Below are 22,190 nucleotides of genomic sequence, written 5' to 3'. Positions count from 1 at the left end.
GCTCTGCGTGGGAATGCATCCTGTGACGCTCCGCGTCACGACCTTCAAGAGCGGACGCAGAGCGTCCAGGGCGACATTCCCACGCAGAGCGTGGGAACGATCAGGAACCAAACATATGAAGATTTCCAGACAAGCCTACGCCGACATGTACGGCCCCACCGTGGGTGACAAGGTCCGCCTGGCCGACACCGAGCTGTTCGTCGAAGTCGAGCAGGACTTCACCGTCTACGGTGAAGAAGTGAAATTCGGCGGCGGCAAGGTGATCCGCGACGGCCAGGGCCAGAGCCAACTGCTCGCCCATGAGGTGGTCGACACCCTGATCACCAACGCCCTGATCATCGATCACTGGGGCATCGTCAAGGCCGACGTTGGCCTGAAGAACGGTCGCATCGCCGCCATCGGCAAAGCCGGCAACCCGGACATCCAGCCCGGCGTGACCATCTGCGTCGGCGCCAGCACCGAAGTGATCGCCGGTGAAGGCATGATCCTCACCGCCGGCGGCATCGACACCCACATCCACTTCATCTGCCCACAGCAAATCGAAGAGGCGCTGACCAGCGGCGTCACCACCATGATCGGCGGCGGCACCGGGCCGGCCACCGGCACCAACGCCACCACCTGTACCTCTGGCCCGTGGCACCTGGCGCGCATGCTCCAGGCTTCCGATTCGTTTCCGATGAACATCGGCTTCACCGGCAAGGGCAACGCCAGTCTGCCGGAGCCGTTGATCGAACAAGTGAAGGCCGGCGCCATTGGCTTGAAGCTGCACGAGGACTGGGGCACCACGCCCGCGAGCATCGACAACTGCCTGAGCGTCGCCGACGAGTACGACGTGCAGGTGGCGATCCACAGCGACACCCTCAACGAATCCGGCTTTGTCGAAACCACCCTCGCCGCCTTCAAGGGCCGCACCATCCACACCTATCACACCGAAGGTGCCGGTGGCGGCCACGCGCCCGACATCATCAAGGCCTGCGGCTTCCCCAACGTGCTGCCCAGCTCCACCAACCCGACCCGGCCGTTCACCCGCAACACCATTGACGAACACCTGGACATGTTGATGGTCTGCCATCACCTGGACCCGAGCATTGCCGAAGACGTGGCCTTTGCCGAAAGCCGCATCCGCCGCGAGACGATTGCCGCCGAAGACATCCTCCACGACCTCGGCGCGTTCTCGATGATCAGCTCCGACAGCCAGGCCATGGGCCGCGTGGGCGAAGTGATCACGCGCACCTGGCAGACTGCCGACAAGATGAAAAAACAGCGTGGGCCACTGCCCGGCGACGGCGAAGGCAACGACAACTTCCGCGCCAAACGCTACATCGCCAAGTACACCATCAACCCGGCGATCACCCACGGCATCAGCCACGAAGTGGGCTCCATCGAAGTGGGCAAGTGGGCCGACCTGGTGCTGTGGCGCCCGGCGTTTTTCGGGATCAAGCCGACACTGATCCTCAAGGGCGGCGCGATTGCCTCAAGCCTGATGGGCGACGCCAACGCCTCGATCCCGACGCCGCAACCGGTGCACTACCGCCCGATGTTCGCCAGCTTCGGCAGCTCGCTGCACGCCACCAGCCTGACCTTTATCAGCCAGGCAGCGTTGGCGGCAGGCGTGCCCGAACAGTTGGGGTTGAAGAAGCAGATCGCCGTGGTCAAGGGTTGCCGCGAGGTGCAGAAAACCGACTTGATCCACAACGATTACCTGCCGCATATCGAGGTCGACCCGCAGACGTACCAGGTCAAGGCCGACGGTGTGTTGCTGTGGTGCGAGCCGGCGGATGTGCTGCCGATGGCCCAGCGCTATTTCCTGTTCTAGGTCCCGAGGATGGCTCTGATCGCCTGGTCGGTCAGCGTCTCGCCCAAGGCTTTATACTCGCTGTCGATGCGGGCAAACGAAGCGTTGTACTCCTGCTGGCTCATGACGGTCCCCGGCAAGCTGTCGTTGCTCGAACGGCCCAGCAGGCGAGCGGTCCGGTCGATGGTGAGGCGCAGGGTGTCCTTGGTCGCGTCCGACAGGTTGCCATCCCTGGCCCAATCCGTTTGCGCCGTTTCATAGTCGATCAGCGCCTCGAATTTGGCCTCGATCTTTGCGTAGTCCGCTTTATGGGCCCGTTGCAGGAAGTCGGTCCACATCGGCTGCTCCAGTATATTGGTACGCAGCTGCTCACCTTGATCCAGGGTCATGACGCGCTCAAAAGCCGCCTCAATCATCTGCGGCGTCACGTATTCCTCGCGGTACAGCATGCTCTTGGCCTGCCATGGCAAATCCAGACGCGTGGCCAGTCGTGCGGTATACGCCAGGTAGATCTCGACCTCATCAATGTCTGGTATCTCTTCACCCGCCTCATCGACGTGAATGACCTGCATGCCGGCCTCGTCGTACTCCGGGTACCTGACACCAAGCGCCACCAGTTGCGCCACGCGGTCGTGGGCGATGCGGCCCAATTCGTCCAGACGCCACTTGCCCCGGGCCAGCTTGAATACCGCACGCCTTACCACATTGAGGTCGTCGTTGAGATACGCCGCCCGCAGCAGCACCTCAACCCCCATCGCATTGAACAACTGCGCCCCGGCGTCCACGCAGGCCGTCGGTGTGCCTGCCATCCGGAACAATTCTTCGCGCAACTCGGCGTCTTCCCCCATGGCCTCCAGCATGCGCCAAACCTTCTCGGTCAGTTCCGGTAACAGTCGGCCACCATCAACCGAGGCATCACCGGAGTTGCGCAGGGCACGCAATTCGTTGAAAAAAGGCTCGGAGCCGAATGACTGCTCCAGAAAATCCCACAGCGGTTGCTTGCCCAGCCATTCATCCTCCGAAAGACCGGTTTTCCACAGACGACTGTCGTACTTGCCCCGGACACCGAACTGACGCTGCGGGTCAATACCCGCCGCCTCGACGTACAGGTTGAACTGATCGAGCAACGCCGGCGCCAACTGTTCCCGGGACAGCGCCGTTCGCGCCACGATCAGCGCATTATCGGAGCCCGGCGCAAATACTGGGATACGGCTGAGGACGTTGTCACGCATGTCCAAAATAAACTGACGCGGCCGGGGCAGGCGAAACACGCTGGCCGGCCATTCCTGCAAATCGGTGCCGCCCAACCACAGCATTTGCAACTCAGCCATGCGACTGACATCGGGAGCCATACCCAACGGGTTATTGTCCAGGCCCAGCTCCTCCAGCTGAGTCATGTCCTTGAGCTGTAGGACGGCTTGCGGGGTCAGCACAATCTGATTGGCGCCCAGGTACAGTTTTTTCAGATGAGGCATCCGTGCAATTGCTGCCGGCAAGCGTGTCAGCTCACAGACTTCCACGTTCAAACGGCGCAGCCTGCGAAAGTTGGCCAGAAATGGCTCAAGGTCATCGTTGGTCACGCTCATTTTCACCAGTTCGATGCGGCTGACGTGATTGAAATCGGCATTCAACGCCGGCAGTGTGCGCAGTTGCTCGTGCAATTCGACCTCATCCCAGATGATTTTCTGCCCCTGGTAAACGCCGTTCCTGTCGTCGTCCCGAGGGCCGACACGCCTCCAGGCGTCGTCCAGGGTTTGAATAATCTGTCTCTTGGCCTTTAGCGCTGCCCGGTCCTCCGGGCCGAATTGTTCCACCCCCTCCTTGTGCAGGGCGGCCCACCCCTGCAAGGTTGTCATCATGGTTCGGTGCTCGTTCTCAAGCACGGTGAGCCAGCCGACATTGAGCGGATTCTGATCGGGCTTGATGGCTTCGATTTCTTCATCGGTAATGTCCGGGTAGAGGTCACGGATACGGTCATTTATTTGTTGAACCCTGCTCCCCGGCCCGCGCCCACTCAACGGGTAGCCCCGCCGTCCATCAGCCAGCAACCGGGGCGGTTCGAAAAATGGCCGTTTGACCGGCTGCATCCCCAGGGTCGCCCGCAAACGGTCCCGTGGCAGCAGGTGCTGCTGGACCTTTTCCTGCAACGCCAGGCCCTGCCCCACGTCCCGCAAGCCCACCGCAATGCGGTGTGTATCGGTCAGCGCGTGCTGTAAGGACTCGTACAAACCATCGATGCCGTGCAGGGTTTGGCCGTTTGTGTCGTAGGCCTGGTATCGTCCGGCGCCCACCCGCACCAGCACCTTGCGAGCTGCCGCCTGCGGCGAGCCAGAGCTGGCGCGCAAGGTACCGTTGAAGGCTCCGTCGCGGACCTCAAGGCGCAGGCTGTCACGCCAACCCGGCAGTTGCTCCAGCGTATTGAGTACCAGGGCTTCGGTGTCGGGACCCGCCAGCCCCGGCAGGTATGCCCCCTCGTAGGCTCGGGTCAGGCGCAGTTGCGCTTGCAGCAGACGTGCTTGCCGGGCCACCGGGAAGGGAATTTTGCGTGTGCGGTTGAGCGCTTCCCGCTCGCCGGGCGTGGCGTTGCTCAAAAGCTCTTCGGCGACCACGTTCGGCAGCCCGGGAAAATCGCGCTGCACCGTCTCTACCTCAGGGCTGCGGGGCAAGTGCGCCTCGCTGTAGCGGCTTTGGAACAGTCGCCACACATTGTTTTGCGCATGGTCCGCCAAACGCGCCTGCAACTGCTCGCTACGCAATACCCTGCCCTCGGGCAGGTGCTGACCGAGCAGTGCCCTGAGCGGTTGCTCCCCCAGCGCGTCGACCACCCGCTCGGCCAACTTGCCAGCCATGAGGTCAGCGCGGCTGATGCGGATCAGGTCCCGCGCGGCCACATCGCCGTACTGAATCGGCTCCCCCGTGCCGTGAAACACTTCGATGGCCTTGCTTGCAGGCCATCCCCGCATATCCACCATCAGCAAGGCCGCGTAATCGCACAACGACTCGGACAGTCGCCCCGCGCGTATCTGCTCGCCGAGAACGCCCATGTCGCTGTAGGCCTGAAACCGGCGGGTCGTGTCACGCAATAGCGCAGGGGTTGGCTCGCTTTCCGCGTGCAGCCGGCGCAGCACGCTGTCGTCCACATCACTGATGCGCCGGATGGCCTCCAGTTGCCCATCACTCATGGCATTCAGCACCGGCCCAAGACGACGCATCAGCGTCGGGCCTCGCCAGCGCAGCGGTCGCTGCGCCTCGTGTGACCAGGCGCCCGAACCGTTATGGCGGATCTGCGGCTGATAAGCCTCGGCCCGCTCAGGGTGCAGGATGCGGTATTGCTCGGAATAGGGATCTTCGTTCAGCACATAGTGCCTGTCGGACAGGGCCAGCACCCGGCGTCCGGGAAGGTGGTGCACGCCCACCTCGTCAGGCGTCGAGGTGGCGGGCGGACCGGCTTTGAGCGCGTACGGCTCGATGTTCGGCTTCCACAAGCGCTGCGCCCCGGAAGGCAACCTGACCGACTTCAAACCTTCGATAAACGGTGACACGGTGAAATGAAACGCTGCCCCGCCCACTGCCAGCATGGCCACGTTTTCCAATACGTCGCCTACATGTGACCAGCCTGCCTCCCGGTCGCCTTCACTCAGTTCGATCGCCCCCTCCAGCACCTCGTACAGCAGCTGGCCGGCAGTGACCACCGCCATCAACGCCCCCAACGGCGGAATGGCCATCGACACCAGGTTCAGCACCAGCAGGCCGAGGTTCAGGTAGTGCGACAGGCGACGATGACGATGGTTGGCATCCGCCATGATCGTCGGTACCGCCATGACCAGGGCGTCCTCGAACATACGCTTGCGGCCGCCGTCGTAGAGTTCTTCCCACAGGTCCACGTCGACCCACAGGCCTTTCATCGAATCGCACTGGATATTCAGGTTGGGCCCTTGCTGCGGCACCCTTACGGTATGCCCCGGCTCCCCCAGCACTGATGCGATGGGCCGCATGCTCGGCTCCAGGATCGAGGACCAGAACTGGCCCTTTTCTGAACGCAGCCACGTCACGGCCCAGCCTCTATCAGGCGCGTCTTCGACCTCCTCGGTGAAGCGTCGATAGAAATACGCCAGGTCTTTGCGAGCGATGAAGCGGCTGAGGAAATGCTGGTAATCAGTCGGTACGGGTACGGTCGGCCTGGCACCGGCCGGGTTGGGCCACTGAGTCAGTTGCCGGGTCAGTTCCTGACGAAACTCGGCAAACGACTCGTAGCGTTTGATCGGGTGCTCCGGGTCATCCGGAATGTAGGCGATAAACCAGTTTGAATAGCGGTACTGCACACAGGGATCAATGATTACGCAGCCATGCAGATGCAGGTTCATGATGCAGGGCCGGCGATACCAGATTTGCTTGTCGCCGAGCATGACCCGCCGTTCCCCACTGGCGACCCGCATCAGCAATGCGTGGTCATCGGCACCGATGTCGCCCTTGAGCAGCGCCACGTAGGCCGCGGCCTTGAAGGCGTCCTTTTGCCGGGCAATGAAGCGGTCATGCAGCAGGTTTTTCGAGACGGTCTGGGTGGGCCGCAAAAAGGTGGTGAGGTGATCCTGGTACTGACGCCCCAGGTCCAGCGTGCGACACAGCTGGGCGAACACCTCAACGGTCAGTGACGTGGGATGGCGCTCGAAGTGGCCCTCGGCATCCGGGGCGGTGATAAAACCCGAGGCGCTGTTAAAGAAACCGGCACGTGTCGCGGGCTCCTCGAAGTTGTTCAAGGCGGCTTGCAACAGGGAAAAGGTCTGGGTTTTGAAGCCCCCCGTGCGCCGCCCGAAGCTGTCCTCGACCGGGTTATAGAGGCGCACATAGGTCTGGTTCACATCCAGCACATAGCCCTTGGCCCTTAACGCGGCTTCCAGCAACGGCTGGCCAAAGGCACTGGCCTCCTGCACCTTGTGCATGGACTGCTCCAGGGCAGCATGGGACTTGAAACTGGCCTCGATCAGCCTTTTGAGTTGGTCCTTCTGCGCCGGGGAAATGGCCGAGTACCAAGCGGGGATCTCTGCTGCTTTGACTTGCCTGATCGCAGCACGCAGAGAAGGTGACGCGTTGATCAGACTTTGGGGAATAGCAGCCTTGATCTGTTCATAGTGGCGCCCTTCACTGCCCGGCAAGAGGGGCGCTGGGGCTTGAGGTGCTGGCATATCCAAGTACCTTGGTGGAAATAAAGTACGGACCTTAGCCAGCCCCTGCCGGTGTTCGGTGGTAGCTATATAAATCAAAGGAAGATGCACAACCCCATAGCTCATGCGACCTCATAACTTGAAACTTCCGCGTGGTACTTAACTATGCGTCGCATTGATAAAGCCGGGCTATTTCATTAACTATTGCAGGTCACCCAACACCTTTTCGACTTATTAATCTTTCGCTCAACTCGGTACTCTTTTCCTTTGTTTATCAAAGGAATGAATCATATCAGAGACGTCCGCAGTGCCCGCCGTTCATGGGAACGACGACAACAGTGAATTTATCAAACAGTCCATCCCGGACTGGCTGGCCCAGTCGTCAGTCCAGCGCATCAGTGCGTTTAGCTCGGTCGATCTCGAGCGTTCGCTATGGATGGACAGCCTGTCGCCGCTGCAGCGCAGGACATTGAAAAGCGTTAACGAAGCCTGCTTGAAGTCTCAACAGGCGGTGGATAAAGAGCTGGAAAATGTACAGACACTCAAGGCGTTCGCTGCGCCTTTGTTAAATAAGGCGCTCAAGGACACGTTCAACATCAGCCTGGATATAGAAGGCACTTATCTTCGCCTGTACAAGCCCTTGAAACTGGGCACGCTCGGCGTAAAAGTGAACACGTTTAAAGTCATGGAGGTTTCGCTGTTACAGGCGGCCCTGCATAACTTTGAAGCCAGCGAATGTGAAGCCGGCGCCTTTGATGTTTCCTCAGGGTTTACCCAGTATCCAGACAAGACCGGCACCTCGCCTGGCATTACCCCCACATTGGAGGTGCCGGCTTTTATAACGCTGTGCCGCACACTGGACATCGGTGCCCGCTACCAGGCGCACCTCAAGGAGACCCTGCTGCCCGCCGATGAAGCCATCGCCACCCAGCGGCGCAACAAGGTGATCACCAGTCAGAAAGACGCCCTCAGGGCCGCGGCCTACCTGGCACTGCTCAAGCAGGATATTCGCCCCGCAGACTTCATCCTGATGCAGCAAGTCATCGACGGCGAACGCAACCCTACCCTTGCAGGCAAGCCGGTGTGGTTCAGTTGCCTGAGCTTGGCAAACCGTGTGCTCAAGGGCTGCGTGGTCTTCACCCCGGTGGAAAAATACCGTTATGCCGAAGACTTCATCGTCTACATCCCCCACGACCCGGAGCACCCACTCAAGCGCTATGACAGCTTTGCCGATCTGAAAACAGCGCTGAACCGCCAACTGCTTGCACAGGATAAGCAACCCGTCGAAGCCCACACCGAAGGCCACCCGGCCCCCACCCGCTATCAGCGTTTTATCAGCCAGTTTTTCGACGAAGCGGACAAGGCCCCCTTCTTCAACCGCTTCACCGAACCGGCTCCCGGCCCTCTCTTGACAGGCGAAGCGGTTGCGCGCTCACCGATCACCCAGACGCTGCTGCAAATTGCCTTCCCTACACTGACGCAGTTGGCCGTGCCGCAGGAGTTTCCGCCGCCACAACCAGGCCCCCGGGTGAGGGCCGAAAGCCCCAATCTCTATCCGATGGTGGTTTCAAGGCGCGGCCTGTGGGCGGCCAATGTCGACCTGTGGAACGACCTGTACGAACAGGGTCGCGACAAACACCTGAGCGACGCCCGCACGCAGGCCGTGCCGACTGCCGATGTCGACGCGCGGGTACGTGCGGAAAAGATTGCGCATCTGCTGGAGGGCGGCGCGGCCGTATTGGGCCTGGTGTCGATGTTCGTCCCGGTACTCGGTGAATTGATGATGGCAACCATGGCCGAACAGTTGCTGTATGAAACATTCGAGGGCGTGATGGAGTGGAGCGAAGGCGACCGGGAAGCGGCGAAACAGCACGTGCTTGATGTCGCCCAGAACCTGGCCGTCATGGCTGTGCTGGCCGGCGCCGGAAAAGGCCTGCAAAAACTCACTCTCCCGCCGGCGCCAGCACTGATTCAAAGCCTCAAGCCAGTCAAATTGCCCAGTGGCGAGCAGCGGTTGTGGAAGCCGGACCTGGCTCCTTACCGCAGCGAGGTCACCCTGCCCGAGGACGCCGTCGTCGATGACCTGGGCCTGCACCGTCATGAGCAACAACCCCTGCTGCCCCTCGACGATCAGCTCTACCAACTCAAGCCCGAGCCAGACAACGACACCTACCGTGTGCAGCATCCGACGCGACCGGACGCCTATGCCCCCGAAGTGGCGCATAACGGTGCCGGCGCCTGGCGCCATGAAGGCGAAGAACCGTCGACCTGGGACGGCCCAATGCTGATGCGCCGCCTGGGTTACCGCACCCAGGGCTTGAGCGACGCGCAACTGGAACAGGTGCGCCTGGCCAGTGGCACCAGCAAGGATCAACTGCGCCAACTGCACGTCGAGCATCAACCGCCACCCGCGCTGTTGGCCGATAGCCTGGAACGGTTTCGGATCAACCAGCAGATCGACACGTTTATCCAGCAAATGAGCAGCGATGATCCCCTCGTCTATACCCAGGCAGACCCACTGTTGCAGGAGCAAGTCGTCGATCACAGCGGGCTCAGCCATGAACCGGCTCCTGGCAGCCCCCGGCAGGAACTGGCTGAACAATTGGCCCGTTGGCGTCGAGATATGGCCCGCGAGGCGAGCAAGATCCGCAGGTCGCTGTTCGACACACGCTATCGTGCGTATGACGCCACACGGGACCCGCATGTACAGCGCCTCAAGGATGAGTTCAGCGACTTGCCAAGCCGCGTGGCCAGCCGATTGCTGGAAACCACCACCGAGGCGGCACAGCCGGGGATATCGCCGCGCCTGAGAGCGTTGGCTCGCGAATACCAACAGGAAGTGCGCCTCGATCGGGCCTATGAAGGACTATTCCTTGACGCCCTGGAAAGCCAGGACAGCCGGCGCCTGGCCCTGCATACCCTGGAAACCCTTCCGGGCTGGCCGCAAGACCTGCGCCTGGAAGTCCGCCTGGGCAGCGAGCGAGGGACACTGGTAGATGCCATCGGCGCGCAATCCGCTCCCTATAAAAGGGTGCTGGCCATGGACCCGGATAACCTGTTCGGCCAAACCGACCTCTATGGCGCGGTGCTGGCAGCACTCAACCATGTCCAGCGGCGCGCCTTGGGCAATACAGCACGCGACGCCGGAACCCTGAGAGCGCGAGTACGGCAGGCGCCGTTGAACCGCGATGCACTGCGCCCCGTACTGCTGGAATACCCCGTGTTCAGGCAGCCCCTGACAGGAAATCCAAGGCTGTTGGGGGGCATGCCGCTACTGTCACTGAACCAACTACGCAGCCCCGCCGGCCGGGTACGCAAGCTGTACCCGGGCTTCACCGAAGAGCAGGTCAACGGGTTTATCGAAACCCAGGGTGCTGACGTACGCAACGAGCTGACACGCCGGGAAGAGCAATACGCCACCCTCAAGCGCGAGCTGAAAGCCTGGGTGACCCAAAGCGCCCGCGAGGAGCGCTCCCGCGACTCGGCTTCCTATTCGCCCGGGAGCAGGGAGCAAGCAGTTGCCGGGCGGTTGAAGGACTGCTGGCGCCGTCAGTCCATCGATAGCGCAGGTGAGATGACCGGGCGCCAACTGAAAATCAATGCGCAGGTGAAGCTGCCGAGCTTGAGCGCCGACTTCAGCCATGTTGACGAGTTGATACTCGACCAAGTGAGCCTTACCGATACGCCGGAGCAGTTCCTGAGCCACTTTCCGAACCTGAAGCGTCTTACCCTGCAGTTTCTCGGCGGCCTGGAGCAACACACACTGACGGAGTTGCCCGAAGCCATCACGGCCATGAAAGAACTCACCTATCTGGACCTGAGCGACAATGCCATCCGCCTTACCGAGTCCACGGCCACCCGACTGGCGGGCCTGACCCGGCTTGAAGTACTGAACCTGAAAAGCAACCCGTTGGGCCAACTGCCCGACTTCAGCGGCATGACCCGACTGCGCACGCTCAATCTTCGCCTCACCGGCATTGATCAATGGCCGCCAGGGTTGCTCGACCTGCCGGCGCTGGAGGTGGTTGATCTGTCGGCCAATCGCCTGACAGCAGTGCCCGAGAGCCAGCTTAACCCTCCCGCCGCTCAGGTTGAGGCCAGCATCCGGCTCAACCGCGTGACCCTGCTGCACCACAACCCGTTCACCCTTGAAGCCAACGAGCAGATGCGCGCCTACCTTTCACGCATGGCGCGTACCCGCCCCGGATGGCGTAACACCGGGTTGCCAGAGGCGTTCCGGGTGCCCATGAGCAACGACCCACAGGTGGCGCGCCTGCGCAATCTGTTCCCCGGCTTCAACCAGGCAGACGCCGAGCGCTTTGTGCTGCAGGCAGGCACCGATGCGCAACCGGCATTGACCCGCCTGGAAACCGAGTGGCAAGCCCTGAGCACCCGCCTCGATACCTGGGTCGAGGAACACTTCATGGTAGACGCCGGCAATGATCACATCCGCCGCGGCAACGCCGGTGAACGGCGCCAATTTTCCGAACGGCTCAAGCAATGCTGGCAACGCAGCACCCCCATCGCCCGCTCCAACGACGGCAGGCCCATCGGTCACGAACTCGACCTGTCCGGCTTGAATATCGGCGAGCTGCCCACCCTGGAGGCGGACTTCAGCCATGTCGGGGTGCTCACTGTCCGTGACATGCCGTTGAATGCCGGGCTGGATCGCTTTCTGGACTACTTCACCTTCACCCGCTGGCTCGACCTGTCACAATCAAGGTTGAGCGCGATCCCACCTTCGCTCGCAAGGCTGACCCGGTTGACCCGGCTGAACCTTCAACGCCTGCAATTGACGATGACGGAGGCCGACCTGGCCGTGCTTGAAAGCATCACGACCCTCAAATCCCTTGACCTGAGCAGTACCCCCCTGCCCCGTGCGCCAAACCTCGGCGCGCTGACGCAGTTGCGCGGCGTGATGCTGAGAAACACCGGCATCACCCAGTGGCCCGACGGGCTTGGCGTACAGCCGGTGCTGGACCTCATTGATCTGCGCGACAACCACATCAGCACGCTGCCACAGGCCCAAATCAACCCGACACCCGACCAGGCAGTGGCTGCCATTCGGGCCAACAACGTGACGTTTATTGAGGGCAACCCACTGACGGAGGACGCTCAGGTCGAGCTGATGAACTACCGGCTCAATACCCTTGCACAGTACCCCGAAACAGCCACCGGACGGCTGCAGGGAAGCATGCGCTATCAAGCCCCCCGGCCCCGCCCGGCAGAGGAAGAGCCCATTGAAGCGTCTGACGAGTCGGAGGTGGAAACGCAATCCAGGCATTGGATGGAGGGTCTGGCGCCCGAGCAGGTCACTCGCCGAAAAGCCATGTGGGAGACCATTGCCACCCAGCCGGGCGCCGAGGTGTTCCTGGGTATCCTGAACAATCTTCGCGAGTCGGCGGAATACCGCTCCGCGTATGCCGACTTGCAGGCGCGTGTCTGGGCAATGATCGAGGCCGCTGGCGCTCACGACTTGCGCGAAGAGCTGTTCGCTATAGCCGGCGACCCACGCTGCGGCGATCGCGCGGCGCTGGTGTTCAGCGACATGGAAATCAAGGTCATGACCTGGAAAGCCACGCGCATGGCAGGCGACGGCGATGTCGGCACGCCCCTGCTGCACCTGGCCCGGGGTCTGTTTCGCCTGGACGAGGTTGAAAAGGTCGCCAGTCGGAACATCGGCAGCCGGGAAGCACAAATCCGCCTGTCGAACCGCACACCTGAACAGAAGCTCGCCGATATCGCCAAACTGGAAGACATCGAAATCCGCCTGGCCTACCGCATGGGCCTGAGCGAACGCCTTGAGCTGCCCGGCCAACCCTCGGACGCGCGTTACACCGCATCGGGAAGGGTGTCCCAAGCGATGCTCGACAGCACTGCCACACAGATTGAAAGACTGGATAACACCGAACTGTACCTGCACTCGCTACTGGGCAGAGAGTTTTGGCAGACCTTTATCCGTAACCGATATGCCGAACAGTTCGAGGCCCTCAGGAAGCCGTTCCAACTGCGTGAGCAAGGGTTGTCCGAGCAACACGAGGCGGGCGTGCTGACCGACGCCGACTACGAAACCCAGGCGCAGGATGTGCAATTGCAGCTGTCGATTGAAGAGGCAAGGCTGGTTGAATCACTGACCCTCAAGGATTGGATCGGCGCCCTGAAGCCATGCAAAGAAGGTTGCCTCATCGTCTGACGCGTCAGGGTGTCTGCACCAACCGCCCCAACCGTTGCTTGAGCATCTGGTTCTCGGCCCGCAGTTGCTGGACTTCCTCCAGCAGGTCGAGCGCCAGGGCGACGCCTTCCCATTCCAGCTCCAGGTCCTTTTGCAGCGCCGAGGCACGCTTGGCCAGGGCCAGTTCGTAATCGGTGAAACGCCAGGACTCGGGACTGGTCCCCACAGGTTCAACGATGCCGTGCTCGACGATTTCGATCACGTAGGCCACCGACAGGTCGGTGGCCTCACAGAATTCTGCCATGTTCACTTGAACCAAACGGGGACTGCTCATCGTTAGCTACTCCATGATTCTCTTGGATCGAAGGCGGCTTTTTGTGCCAGTTCCTGCCACAACGCCTTGACCTCGTCGTCGGTGTTTTTCGGCATCACCGCCTTGAGTTGCACAAACAGGTAACCGCGCTGCCCGGCCTTGTTCAACAAGCCGTGACCCTTGGCGCGCATGCGCTGGCCGTTCTGGCTGCCGGCCGGCACCTTGAGGTTGATCTTGCCAGTGAGGGTCGGCACCGCCACTTCAGTGCCCAACGCCAGCTCCCACGGGGCCAGCGGCAGGGTAATGATCAGGTTTTCACCTTCCACATCGAATTTCGGATGTGGCGCGAACTTGATGATCAAGTACAGATCACCATTGGCCCCACCGCCAATCCCCGGCGCGCCCTGGCCCTTGAGGCGGATGCGCTCGCCGTCGGCCACACCGGCCGGGATCTTCACGTTCAGGCTCTTGGTGGTGTTGCTGACGTGCTGGCCGGCCGCGTTGTATTGCGGCACCTGGAAGTTGACCTGTTTGGACTCGTTGGACAGGGTCTCTTCAAGGAAGACCGGCAGTTCCATTTCCACATCTTGCCCCCGGCGCCCGGCGCTACGGCCCTGGGCACCACCAAAACCATTGCCGCGCGAACCGAAGATCGAGCTGAAGAAGTCCGAGAAGTCGCCGGTGTCCTGGCCACCGCCGCCATAGCCACCACGGCTCTGCCAGCCTGGCGGGCCCTGGAACGGCTGGCCATGCTGGCCGTATTTGCGCAAATCGTCGTATTCGGCGCGCTTGTCGGCGCTTTTCAGCGCTTCATAGGCTTCGGACGCGTCCTTGAACTTGGCTTCGGCGTCCTTTTCCTTGCTCACGTCCGGGTGATATTTGCGCGCCAGCTTGCGATAGGCGGCCTTGATCGTCTTGTCGTCGGCAGTCGGCTCGACGCCAAGAATCTTGTAATAGTCTTTGAAGTCCATCGGGAGTATCACCGTCCGTTATCGATATCGCACTGCCAGCGTCACAGCATGCGCCTGTTTGCGGCGTCTGGATTGACCGATCTCAATCTTGTGACCGAAGGGTGCGTCAGAAGTTTATCGGCGCTGCGGGCAGAATCCTGCAGCCACCAACCGTATGGGGAGGATTTGGGGGCAAACACCGGGCTTTCAAGGTAACAAGTCCGTTGTATTTAGCGGATAGTCGGCCTACGCATCTGCACGCGGGTGGCATACACTGCGCGGCCGTTTTTCAACCGGAACCCGATTGACATGAAAAACCCATCCCCAGCCCGTGCCTGCGGTATCGACTTCGGCACGTCCAACTCCACCGTCGGCTGGATTCGTCCCGGCATGGAAACGCTTATCGCGCTGGAGGACGACAAGATCACGCTGCCGTCGGTGGTGTTCTTCAACTTCGAAGAACGCCGCCCGGTGTACGGACGCCTGGCCTTGCACGAGTACCTGGAAAACTACGAAGGCCGGCTGATGCGCTCGCTCAAGAGCCTGCTGGGTTCCAAGCTGATCAAGCACGACACCAGCGTATTGGGCACGGCCATGCCGTTCACCGACCTGCTGGCGCTGTTTATCGGCCAACTCAAGAGCCGCGCCGAGACCACCGCCGGGCGTGAGTTCGACGAAGTGGTGCTGGGCCGCCCGGTATTTTTCGTCGACGACGACCCGATGGCCGACCAGGAAGCCGAAAACACCCTGGTGGACGTGGCCCGCAAGATCGGCTTCAAGGACATCTCGTTCCAGTACGAACCGATTGCCGCGGCCTTCGACTACGAGTCCACCATCGAGAAAGAAGAACTGGTGCTGATTGTCGACATCGGCGGGGGTACGTCTGACTTCTCCCTGGTGCGCCTGTCGCCCGAGCGTCGCCAGATCGATAACCGCCACGACGACATCCTCGCCACCGGCGGCGTGCACATCGGCGGGACCGACTTCGACAAGCAACTCTCCCTGGCCGGCATGATGCCGCTGTTCGGCTACGGCAGCCGCATGAAAAGCGGCGCCTACATGCCCACCAGCCACCACATGAACCTGGCAACCTGGCACACCATCAACTCGGTGTACTCACAGAAATCCAAGCTGGCGCTGGGCAGCATGCGCTACGACATCGAGGACACCGGCGGCATCGACCGCCTGTTCAACCTGATCGAACAGCGCGCCGGGCACTGGCTGGCGATGGAAGTGGAAGAAACCAAGATCCAGCTGACCCAGCAGGACAGCCGCCATGTGCTGCTGGACCGGGTCGAGCCAGGGTTGAGCGTGGAACTGAGCCGGGCGTTGTTCGAGTCGGCCATCGACGGCCTGCTGGAGCGGGTGCGCAATGCGGTGACGCAACTGCTCAACGACGCCTCGGTGGACGTGGCCCAGGTGGACACGGTGTTCTTTACCGGGGGTTCCAGCGGGATTCCGGCGCTGCGCCACAGCATCTCAGCGATGCTGCCGAATGCGCAGCATGTGGAAGGGAACATCTTTGGCAGTATCGGCAGTGGTCTGGCGATTGAGGCCAGCAAGCGCTACGGCTACTGAGTTTTAGCTGAAACCGTGGCGCGCCCTTCGCGAGCAAGCCCGCTCCCACATTTGACCGAGTTCCAACTTTGGAATGCAGCCGAATGTGGGAGCGGGCTTGCTCGCGAAGGGGCCAGTCCAGGCAACATCAATGCCTAAACCATCCCCGCCAGCTTCAACTCACTCTTCAAGTACGCATAATAAATCGGCCCCGCCACCACCCCCGGCAGGCCAAAGGCGGCTTCGAACACCAACATCGCCAACAGCAATTCCCACGACTTGGCACTGATCTGCCCGCCGACGATCCGCGCGTTGAGGAAGTACTCGACCTTGTGGATCACGATCAGGTAGCCCAACGCCGCCACCGCCACCCAGATCGACAGCGACAAGGCCACGATGGTGATCAGGGTGTTGGACATCAGGTTGCCGATCACCGGCAACAGGCCCAGCAGGAACGTCAGCACGATCAACGTCTTGGTCAGCGGCAGGTGAATCCCGCACAGCGGCAGCACCACGGCGAGGAAGATCGCGGTGAACGCGGTGTTCAGCGCGGCGATCTTGATCTGGGCGAAGACGATGTTGCGAAAGGCCTGGACCAGCAGGTGCAGGCGGTCGAACAGCGCGGCCGCCAGGGGTTTGCGCTTGGTCAGGTCCGGCACACGCTGCAGGGCGATGATTGCGCCAAGGACCATGCCGATGAGCAAGGTCACGAACATGTGCGCGGCGTCTTTGCCCACCAACTGCAATTCGCTGAGGTGTTTGCTCAGCCATTCGCCGATGGCCACGCGGAACTCGGCGGCGCTGGCCGGCAGGTAGGCATCAAGGAACGGCGGCAGTTGGCCGCGGGCACGGTCGACCACGCCCATGAATTTATCGAGGGAAGCCCCCGGGTTTTCCGCTTCGTGCAGCAGGAAGCTGATGGCCCCGGCAAAGATCAGGGTGAGGATGCTGACGATCAAAGTCCCGAGCAACGCCACCGCCAACCAGCGCGCACGCCGGCCTTCGATCAATCGCTGCAACTGCGGGGTGAGCATGTTGACCAGCTCATACACCAGCAGCCCGGCCAGCAGGCTCGGCAGCAACTTCAACGGCAAAACCAGCAGCAGCCCGCCAAAAATCAGCACGCAACTGACCAACAACAACACGTGACGCTGAGAAAACGTTGGCATACAGCCTCAAAACGAACGGCGTTAAAGGATGCTGTTACTTGTAGGAGCGAGCTTGCTCGCGAAAAACGCAAGGAAGCCACGTTTATTCAGGATGAACGCGTTTTCGTTGACGTTCTTCGCGAGCAAGCTCGCTCCTACAGATAACAGAGGGCTGTGTGCGAGTGTCGCAGCCTTCTATGGCACCCGGCTATTATTTCTTCAGGCAGGTGCTCATAAACGTTTTACGTGCATCGCCGGTCAGCGCCTGGGTTTTCGCCGTGGCGTTGCAGTCTTTCATCTTTTGCTGCTGTGGCGTGAGGGTCTTGGCGTCGTTGGCGGCCGGGGCGGCCTTCAGGCAGGTGCTCATGAATGCCTTGCGATCATCACCGGTTTTGCCACTGGTCTTGGCTTCGGCGTTGCAAGTGGTCATTTTTTGTTGCTGAGCCGTCTGTGCGGCAGTCGCGGCAAAGCCTTGGGAACACAACAGCAAGCCCATCATCAACAGCGGAATACGCAGCATCTTCATGGAGTTTTCTCCCTGTTACCGTGCCGAGGGGCACGGCCTCCCCAGCAGTGTAGTCAAACCCTGTTACACGTTCACCTGCTACGAATATTCGTCCGACGGTACTGCTCCGGGGTGCAGCCGGCCTGGCGCTGAAACATCGCGATAAACGCCGAGGCAGTGCTGTAGCCCAGGTCAAAGGCCACTTCCTGGACGCTGCGCGGGCTGTCCAACGCTTCGATGGAGGCAAGGAAACGCAGGCGTTGGCGCCATTCGCCGAAACTCATCCCCAGCTCCCGCACAAATTGCCGGGCCAGGGTGCGCTCGCTGACATGTACCTGCTCGGCCCACTGGGCCAGCGCGCGGTTATCGCCTGGATCGGCCTGCATGCCCTCCAGCACGCTGAGTAACCCGGGATGGCTGGCATACGGCAGAAAACAATCGTGCACCGGGGCCTGCCGAAGCTGGTCCACCAGCACCTGGGCCAGGCGCACATCGGCTTCACTCTCGGGAATGTTGACGTCACGTTCGGCGAAATCACTGAGGATCGCCTTGAGGATATCGCTGATGGTCAGGGTGCACGGCTGCGCCGGCAATTGCTCGCACAGCGCGGGCGCCAAGTACACAGAGCGATAGACAATCGCCTGGGCATTGTAGGAACTGTGCTGGGTATTCGGTGGAATCCACACCGCGTACTGCGGCGGCGACATGAAGCGGCTGCCGGCTACTTCAAAGCGCATCACGCCTCGGGCCGAGTAGTCCAGGGAACCCCAGGCATGCTGGTGGGCACTGGCATGGGTGTCGGCCTCGAATTCCGAATAGCGGAAATACACCGGTGACGGCAACTGGTCGAAATCGGGAAGGTTGATGTACTTCTTGAGCATATTGTCTGGATACAGAGGTCGGATGGCTGGATCGAAGTATAGGCTTCGATCCAGACAAAGGATAATCGCAGCTCATAGACGCAACGGGTTCTTTTCAATGCAATACGCTTATCCATTACTGGCCATTTTTATCTGGGCCGGCAATACCGTGGTCAACAAACTCGCGGTGGGGACGATTTTCCCGGCCGAGATCGGCTTTTATCGCTGGCTGCTGGCCGGCGTGCTGTTTACCCCGTTCATGCTCAAACCCGTCATCGCCAATTGGTCGCTGATTCGCCCCAACCTGGGCAAGATTTTCATCCTCGGCGTGCTGGGCATGGCGGTGTATCAAAGCCTGGCGTATTACGCCGCGAACCTGACCTCGGCCACCAACATGGGCATCATCCTCTCGCTGATGCCGCTGATGGCCCTCACTGCCGCCATCATCAGCCTCGGCCAACGCCTGACCTTCGGCGCGCTGACCGGTGCCGTACTGTCGTTCGCTGGCGTGGTAGTGGTGGTTTCCGCCGGCAGCCTCAGCGCGCTGCTGCAACACGGGCTGAACATGGGTGACGCGATGATGCTGGTGGCCACCCTCGCCTACGCGGTCTACAGCACCCTGCTGAAAAAATGGCAGCTGCGGTTGCCGCCGCTGGTGTTGCTGTATTTGCAGGTGTTGGTGGCGGTGGTGGTGCTGTTTCCGCTGTTCCTGTTCTCCGACAAGGCCGGCCTTGGCTGGTCGAATATCCCGCTGGTGCTGTACGCCTGCCTGCTGGCCTCGATGCTCGCGCCGTTGGCGTGGATGCATTCGGTGAAGACCCTCGGCCCAAGCCGCACCACACTGTTTTTCAACCTGCTGCCGCTGATCACCGCGTTGATTGCCGCCGTGGTGTTGAAGGAGCAACTGGCGATGTATCACCTGGTGGGCGGCTTGCTGACCTTGGGCGGGGTGATTTTGTCGGAGCGCTGGACGACACCGGTTCGCAGCAATGTCAGCGCGCCTGAAGCTACTTGAGCCCCACCACACCGGCGACGATCAAGCCCACCGATACCAGCTTGATCATCGTCAGGCTCTCTCCCAGCAAAGCGAACCCGAGAAAAACCGTGCCCAGTGAGCCAATGGCGGTCCAGATCGGGTAAGCCACGCTCACCGGCAACTCACGCATGGCCAGGGTCAGGAAGTAGATCCCGCCCACGGCCGCGATGACGGTGACCAGCGATGGCCACAGCCGGGTGAATCCCTCGGCGTACTTCATGCCCATGGCGAAGGTCACCTCAAAGCCGGCGGCGATCAGCAGGAAAAGCCACGACACTTCAGAAGCTCCCGGCCAGGTCGCGCAGTTGCCCTTCGACTGCATCGCAGGAACGGCGGAAAACGCTCGGGTCCGACTCCTCGCCCTCTGCGGCGATCACTGTGACGTCTTCAATGCCGATAAACCCCAGCGCGGTCCGCAGGTGCGAATCGGCGTGGTTCATCGCCTCGTTTTCCCCGCCCGGGCCAAAGCCGCTGCCGCCGCGACTGGAGATGATCAAGGCCTTTTTGCCTAACAATAACGGCTGGTACTGGGCGATGCCCTGGCTGTCGTGGGTGATATCCACGGTATGACCCATGCGCACGATCTGGTCGATCCAGGCCTTGAGGCCGCTGGGAATCCCGAAGTTGTACATCGGTACGGAAATCACCAGCAGTTCGTGCTCGACCAACTCGGCCACCAGCTCATTGCTCAGTTGCAAATCGGCGTGCATGGACAACGGCATTGCCTGGGGCTCCGGGTGGAAGCTGGCGGCAATGAACGCTTCACTGACGTGGGGGATAGACGCCCGGCCCACTTCGCGGCGGGTCAGCTGCGCGTCGGGATTGGCGGTGTGCCAGGCGGCCAGGAACACCTCGGCCAGGCGCCGGGAGTGGGAACGTTCGCCGCGGGGACTGGAATGGATCGCAAGTATTTTTTTCATCTGTATGACCTTCATGCGCTAGACTCAGGCAACCTGAATGGCCGCCTATCTTGCCAACAAATCTAGAGATGCCTGGCTCACCTCACAAATGAGCAATAGTTGTTTTGGATGAACTGAACTCATCCATGGAGCCTCACATGTTTGCCTCGCTGCCCCTGACCGCCCTGCGCGCCTTTGAATCGGCCTCGCGCCTGCTGAGCTTCAAGGCCGCCGCCCAGGAGTTGTCGGTAACGCCGACGGCGGTGTCCCATCAGATTCGCTCGTTGGAAACCTGGCTCGGCGTGCTGCTGTTCGAGCGCCTGCCGCGCCAGGTGCGCCTGACGGAACGCGGCGAGCGCCTGTTCCACAGCCTGCATGGCGCCCTGCTGGACGTCGCGCAAAGCGTCGACACCCTGCGCCCGCAACGCAGCGCCGGCAATCTCACCTTATCCACCACGCCGGCGTTCGCTGCTCTGTGGCTGGTGCCGCGACTCGGCCGCTTCTATGCCGCTCACCCGGATATAAGCCTGCGCCTGGACACCAACTGCGCCGTCGTGGATTTACAGCAAGACGCCAGCGTCGACTTGGTGATCCGCTACAGCATCGACGACTACATGAACCTGTACGGTTTGTGCCTGTTCGATGAGTGTTTTGCCGTGTATGGCTCCCCCGAACAAGTCGCCCTGGCGCGCGAGCGCACCCCGACCCTGATCAGCGTGCGCTGGCACAACTCCAAGCTATACGCCCTGGGCTGGCAGGCCTGGTGCGAAAAGGCCGGGGAAGATTGGTTGCAATCCGCCTCGCCACTGCGCGAATACGACGAAGAACACTACGCCTTGCAAGCAGCGATTGCCGGCCAGGGCCTGGTATTGGCGAGCAATATCCTGGTCTCGGAAAGCGTCGCCAGCGGGTTGCTGGTGCCTTACCGGCCACAGATCCGCGTCAACGGCGCCGGCTACAGCGCCCTGTGCGTGCCGGGGCGGGAACGGCACCCGCCGGTCCGGGCGTTTTTTGAGTGGTTGCAGGAGGAAGCGCGGCTGTCGGGACACACGCTGGAAAATCCGATAAAACTTTTCGGGTTACCTGGGACTCACAACCAGTGAGCGATCACGCCGGCAGAGCGTGGCGCAAAACCGGATTAGTACCAGGAGAATGAGATGACTGACTCACATTTGTCTGACGTAGCCACTTTACGTGACCGCGCCCGCAAGAACGTCGAAAACGGTGCCGTGACTGAAGGCTATGACGCCGACCGCCAGGAAATCCTGCGTCTGCTCAACGAATCGCTGGCTACCGAACTGGTGTGTGTGCTGCGCTACAAGCGCCACTACTTCATGGCCAATGGCGTCAAGGCGCATGTCGCCGCCGAGGAATTCCTCGAGCACGCCACCCAGGAAGCCGAACACGCCGACAAGCTGGCCGAGCGCATCGTGCAGTTGGGTGGCGAACCGGAGTTCAACCCCGACCTGCTGTCGAAAAACTCCCACGCGCAGTACGTGGCGGGCAATACGCTGAAGGAAATGGTCTACGAAGACCTGGTGGCCGAGCGCATCGCGGTGGACAGCTATCGCGAGATCATCCAGTACATCGGCGACAAAGACCCGACCACTCGCCGGATCTTCGAAGAGATCCTGGCCCAGGAAGAAGAACACGCTGACGACATGGCGGATATTCTGAAGGACCTGTAAGCCTTTCCCCGATCGTTCCCACGCTCTGCGTGGGAACGCATCTTGTGACGCTCTGCGTCACGCCCCAAGAGCGGACGCGGAGCGTCCAAGGCGGCGTTACCACGC

14 protein-coding genes are annotated in these 22,190 nt (G+C 61.3%); 6 read left to right on the top strand and 8 right to left on the bottom strand.

Going from position 1 to position 22,190, the window contains the following annotated elements; genetic code table 11:
- The first annotated feature begins 115 nt into the window (after positions 1-115).
- Positions 116-1,816: an urease subunit alpha gene (ureC, locus tag D109_RS0119725; protein WP_017478386.1), complete on the top strand. Its 1,701-nt coding sequence runs from the start codon at positions 116-118 to the stop codon at positions 1,814-1,816.
- On the opposite strand, the gene D109_RS0119720 is transcribed toward ureC, so the two are convergent.
- Positions 1,813-6,978, bottom strand: a complete 5,166-nt coding sequence (locus tag D109_RS0119720) for a dermonecrotic toxin domain-containing protein (protein ID WP_026078092.1) — start codon at positions 6,976-6,978, stop codon at positions 1,813-1,815. The two genes, ureC and D109_RS0119720, sit on opposite strands and share 4 nt — an antisense overlap.
- 286 nt (positions 6,979-7,264) lie before the next feature.
- Between D109_RS0119720 and D109_RS0119715 the strand changes: the two genes are divergently transcribed.
- Entirely contained in the window at positions 7,265-13,150 is a 5,886-nt protein-coding gene (locus D109_RS0119715) for an NEL-type E3 ubiquitin ligase domain-containing protein (protein ID WP_017478384.1), read from the top strand.
- 4 nt (positions 13,151-13,154) lie between these two features.
- Here the strand turns inward: D109_RS0119715 and D109_RS0119710 are convergent, their stop codons facing one another.
- Together D109_RS0119710 and D109_RS0119705 are read right to left on the bottom strand one after the other, a co-directional pair.
- On the bottom strand, positions 13,155-13,463 hold the full coding sequence (locus D109_RS0119710) for a chaperone modulator CbpM (protein WP_003217397.1): 309 nt from the start codon (positions 13,461-13,463) through the stop codon (positions 13,155-13,157).
- Positions 13,464-13,465: 2 nt separating this feature from the next.
- Positions 13,466-14,413 (bottom strand): DnaJ C-terminal domain-containing protein, encoded by a 948-nt coding sequence (locus tag D109_RS0119705; RefSeq protein ID WP_003217399.1) that lies wholly within the window; start codon positions 14,411-14,413, stop codon positions 13,466-13,468.
- Between the two features lie 288 nt (positions 14,414-14,701).
- Between D109_RS0119705 and D109_RS0119700 the strand changes: the two genes are divergently transcribed.
- Complete coding sequence (locus D109_RS0119700; protein WP_017478383.1) at positions 14,702-15,970, top strand: Hsp70 family protein; 1,269 nt, start codon at positions 14,702-14,704, stop codon at positions 15,968-15,970.
- Between the two features lie 134 nt (positions 15,971-16,104).
- On the opposite strand, the gene D109_RS0119695 is transcribed toward D109_RS0119700, so the two are convergent.
- From D109_RS0119695 to D109_RS0119680, 3 genes are all read right to left on the bottom strand, one after another.
- Positions 16,105-17,118, bottom strand: a complete 1,014-nt coding sequence (locus tag D109_RS0119695) for an AI-2E family transporter (protein ID WP_003217402.1) — start codon at positions 17,116-17,118, stop codon at positions 16,105-16,107.
- Between the two features lie 190 nt (positions 17,119-17,308).
- A complete protein-coding gene (locus D109_RS0119685; protein WP_017478381.1) occupies positions 17,309-17,623 on the bottom strand; it encodes a PsiF family protein in 315 nt (104 codons plus the stop codon).
- A 71-nt stretch (positions 17,624-17,694) separates the two neighbouring features.
- Positions 17,695-18,483, bottom strand: a complete 789-nt coding sequence (locus D109_RS0119680) for a helix-turn-helix transcriptional regulator (protein ID WP_017478380.1) — start codon at positions 18,481-18,483, stop codon at positions 17,695-17,697.
- A gap of 97 nt (positions 18,484-18,580) precedes the next feature.
- On the opposite strand from D109_RS0119680, the gene D109_RS0119675 reads away from it, so the two are divergent.
- The gene (locus D109_RS0119675; protein WP_017478379.1) at positions 18,581-19,477 is read left to right on the top strand and encodes a DMT family transporter; all 897 of its coding nucleotides are present in this window, start codon (positions 18,581-18,583) and stop codon (positions 19,475-19,477) included.
- Here the strand turns inward: D109_RS0119675 and D109_RS0119670 are convergent.
- Complete coding sequence (locus D109_RS0119670; protein WP_017478378.1) at positions 19,470-19,775, bottom strand: multidrug efflux SMR transporter; 306 nt, start codon at positions 19,773-19,775, stop codon at positions 19,470-19,472. The genes D109_RS0119675 and D109_RS0119670 overlap by 8 nt on opposite strands.
- Before the next feature lies 1 nt (position 19,776).
- Positions 19,777-20,418, bottom strand: a complete 642-nt coding sequence (locus tag D109_RS0119665; RefSeq protein WP_017478377.1) for an FMN-dependent NADH-azoreductase — start codon at positions 20,416-20,418, stop codon at positions 19,777-19,779.
- A gap of 125 nt (positions 20,419-20,543) precedes the next feature.
- Between D109_RS0119665 and D109_RS0119660 the strand changes: the two genes are divergently transcribed.
- A complete protein-coding gene (locus D109_RS0119660) occupies positions 20,544-21,500 on the top strand; it encodes a LysR substrate-binding domain-containing protein (protein WP_177325531.1) in 957 nt (318 codons plus the stop codon).
- Between the two features lie 54 nt (positions 21,501-21,554).
- Positions 21,555-22,085 (top strand): bacterioferritin, encoded by a 531-nt coding sequence (locus tag D109_RS0119655; RefSeq protein ID WP_017478375.1) that lies wholly within the window; start codon positions 21,555-21,557, stop codon positions 22,083-22,085.
- Positions 22,086-22,190 lie beyond the last annotated feature (105 nt).

The organism is Pseudomonas sp. PAMC 26793, from assembly GCF_000313235.1.
Taxonomy (GTDB): Bacteria; Pseudomonadota; Gammaproteobacteria; order Pseudomonadales; family Pseudomonadaceae; genus Aquipseudomonas; species Aquipseudomonas yamanorum.
This window is presented reverse-complemented; position numbering and strand designations above follow the sequence as displayed.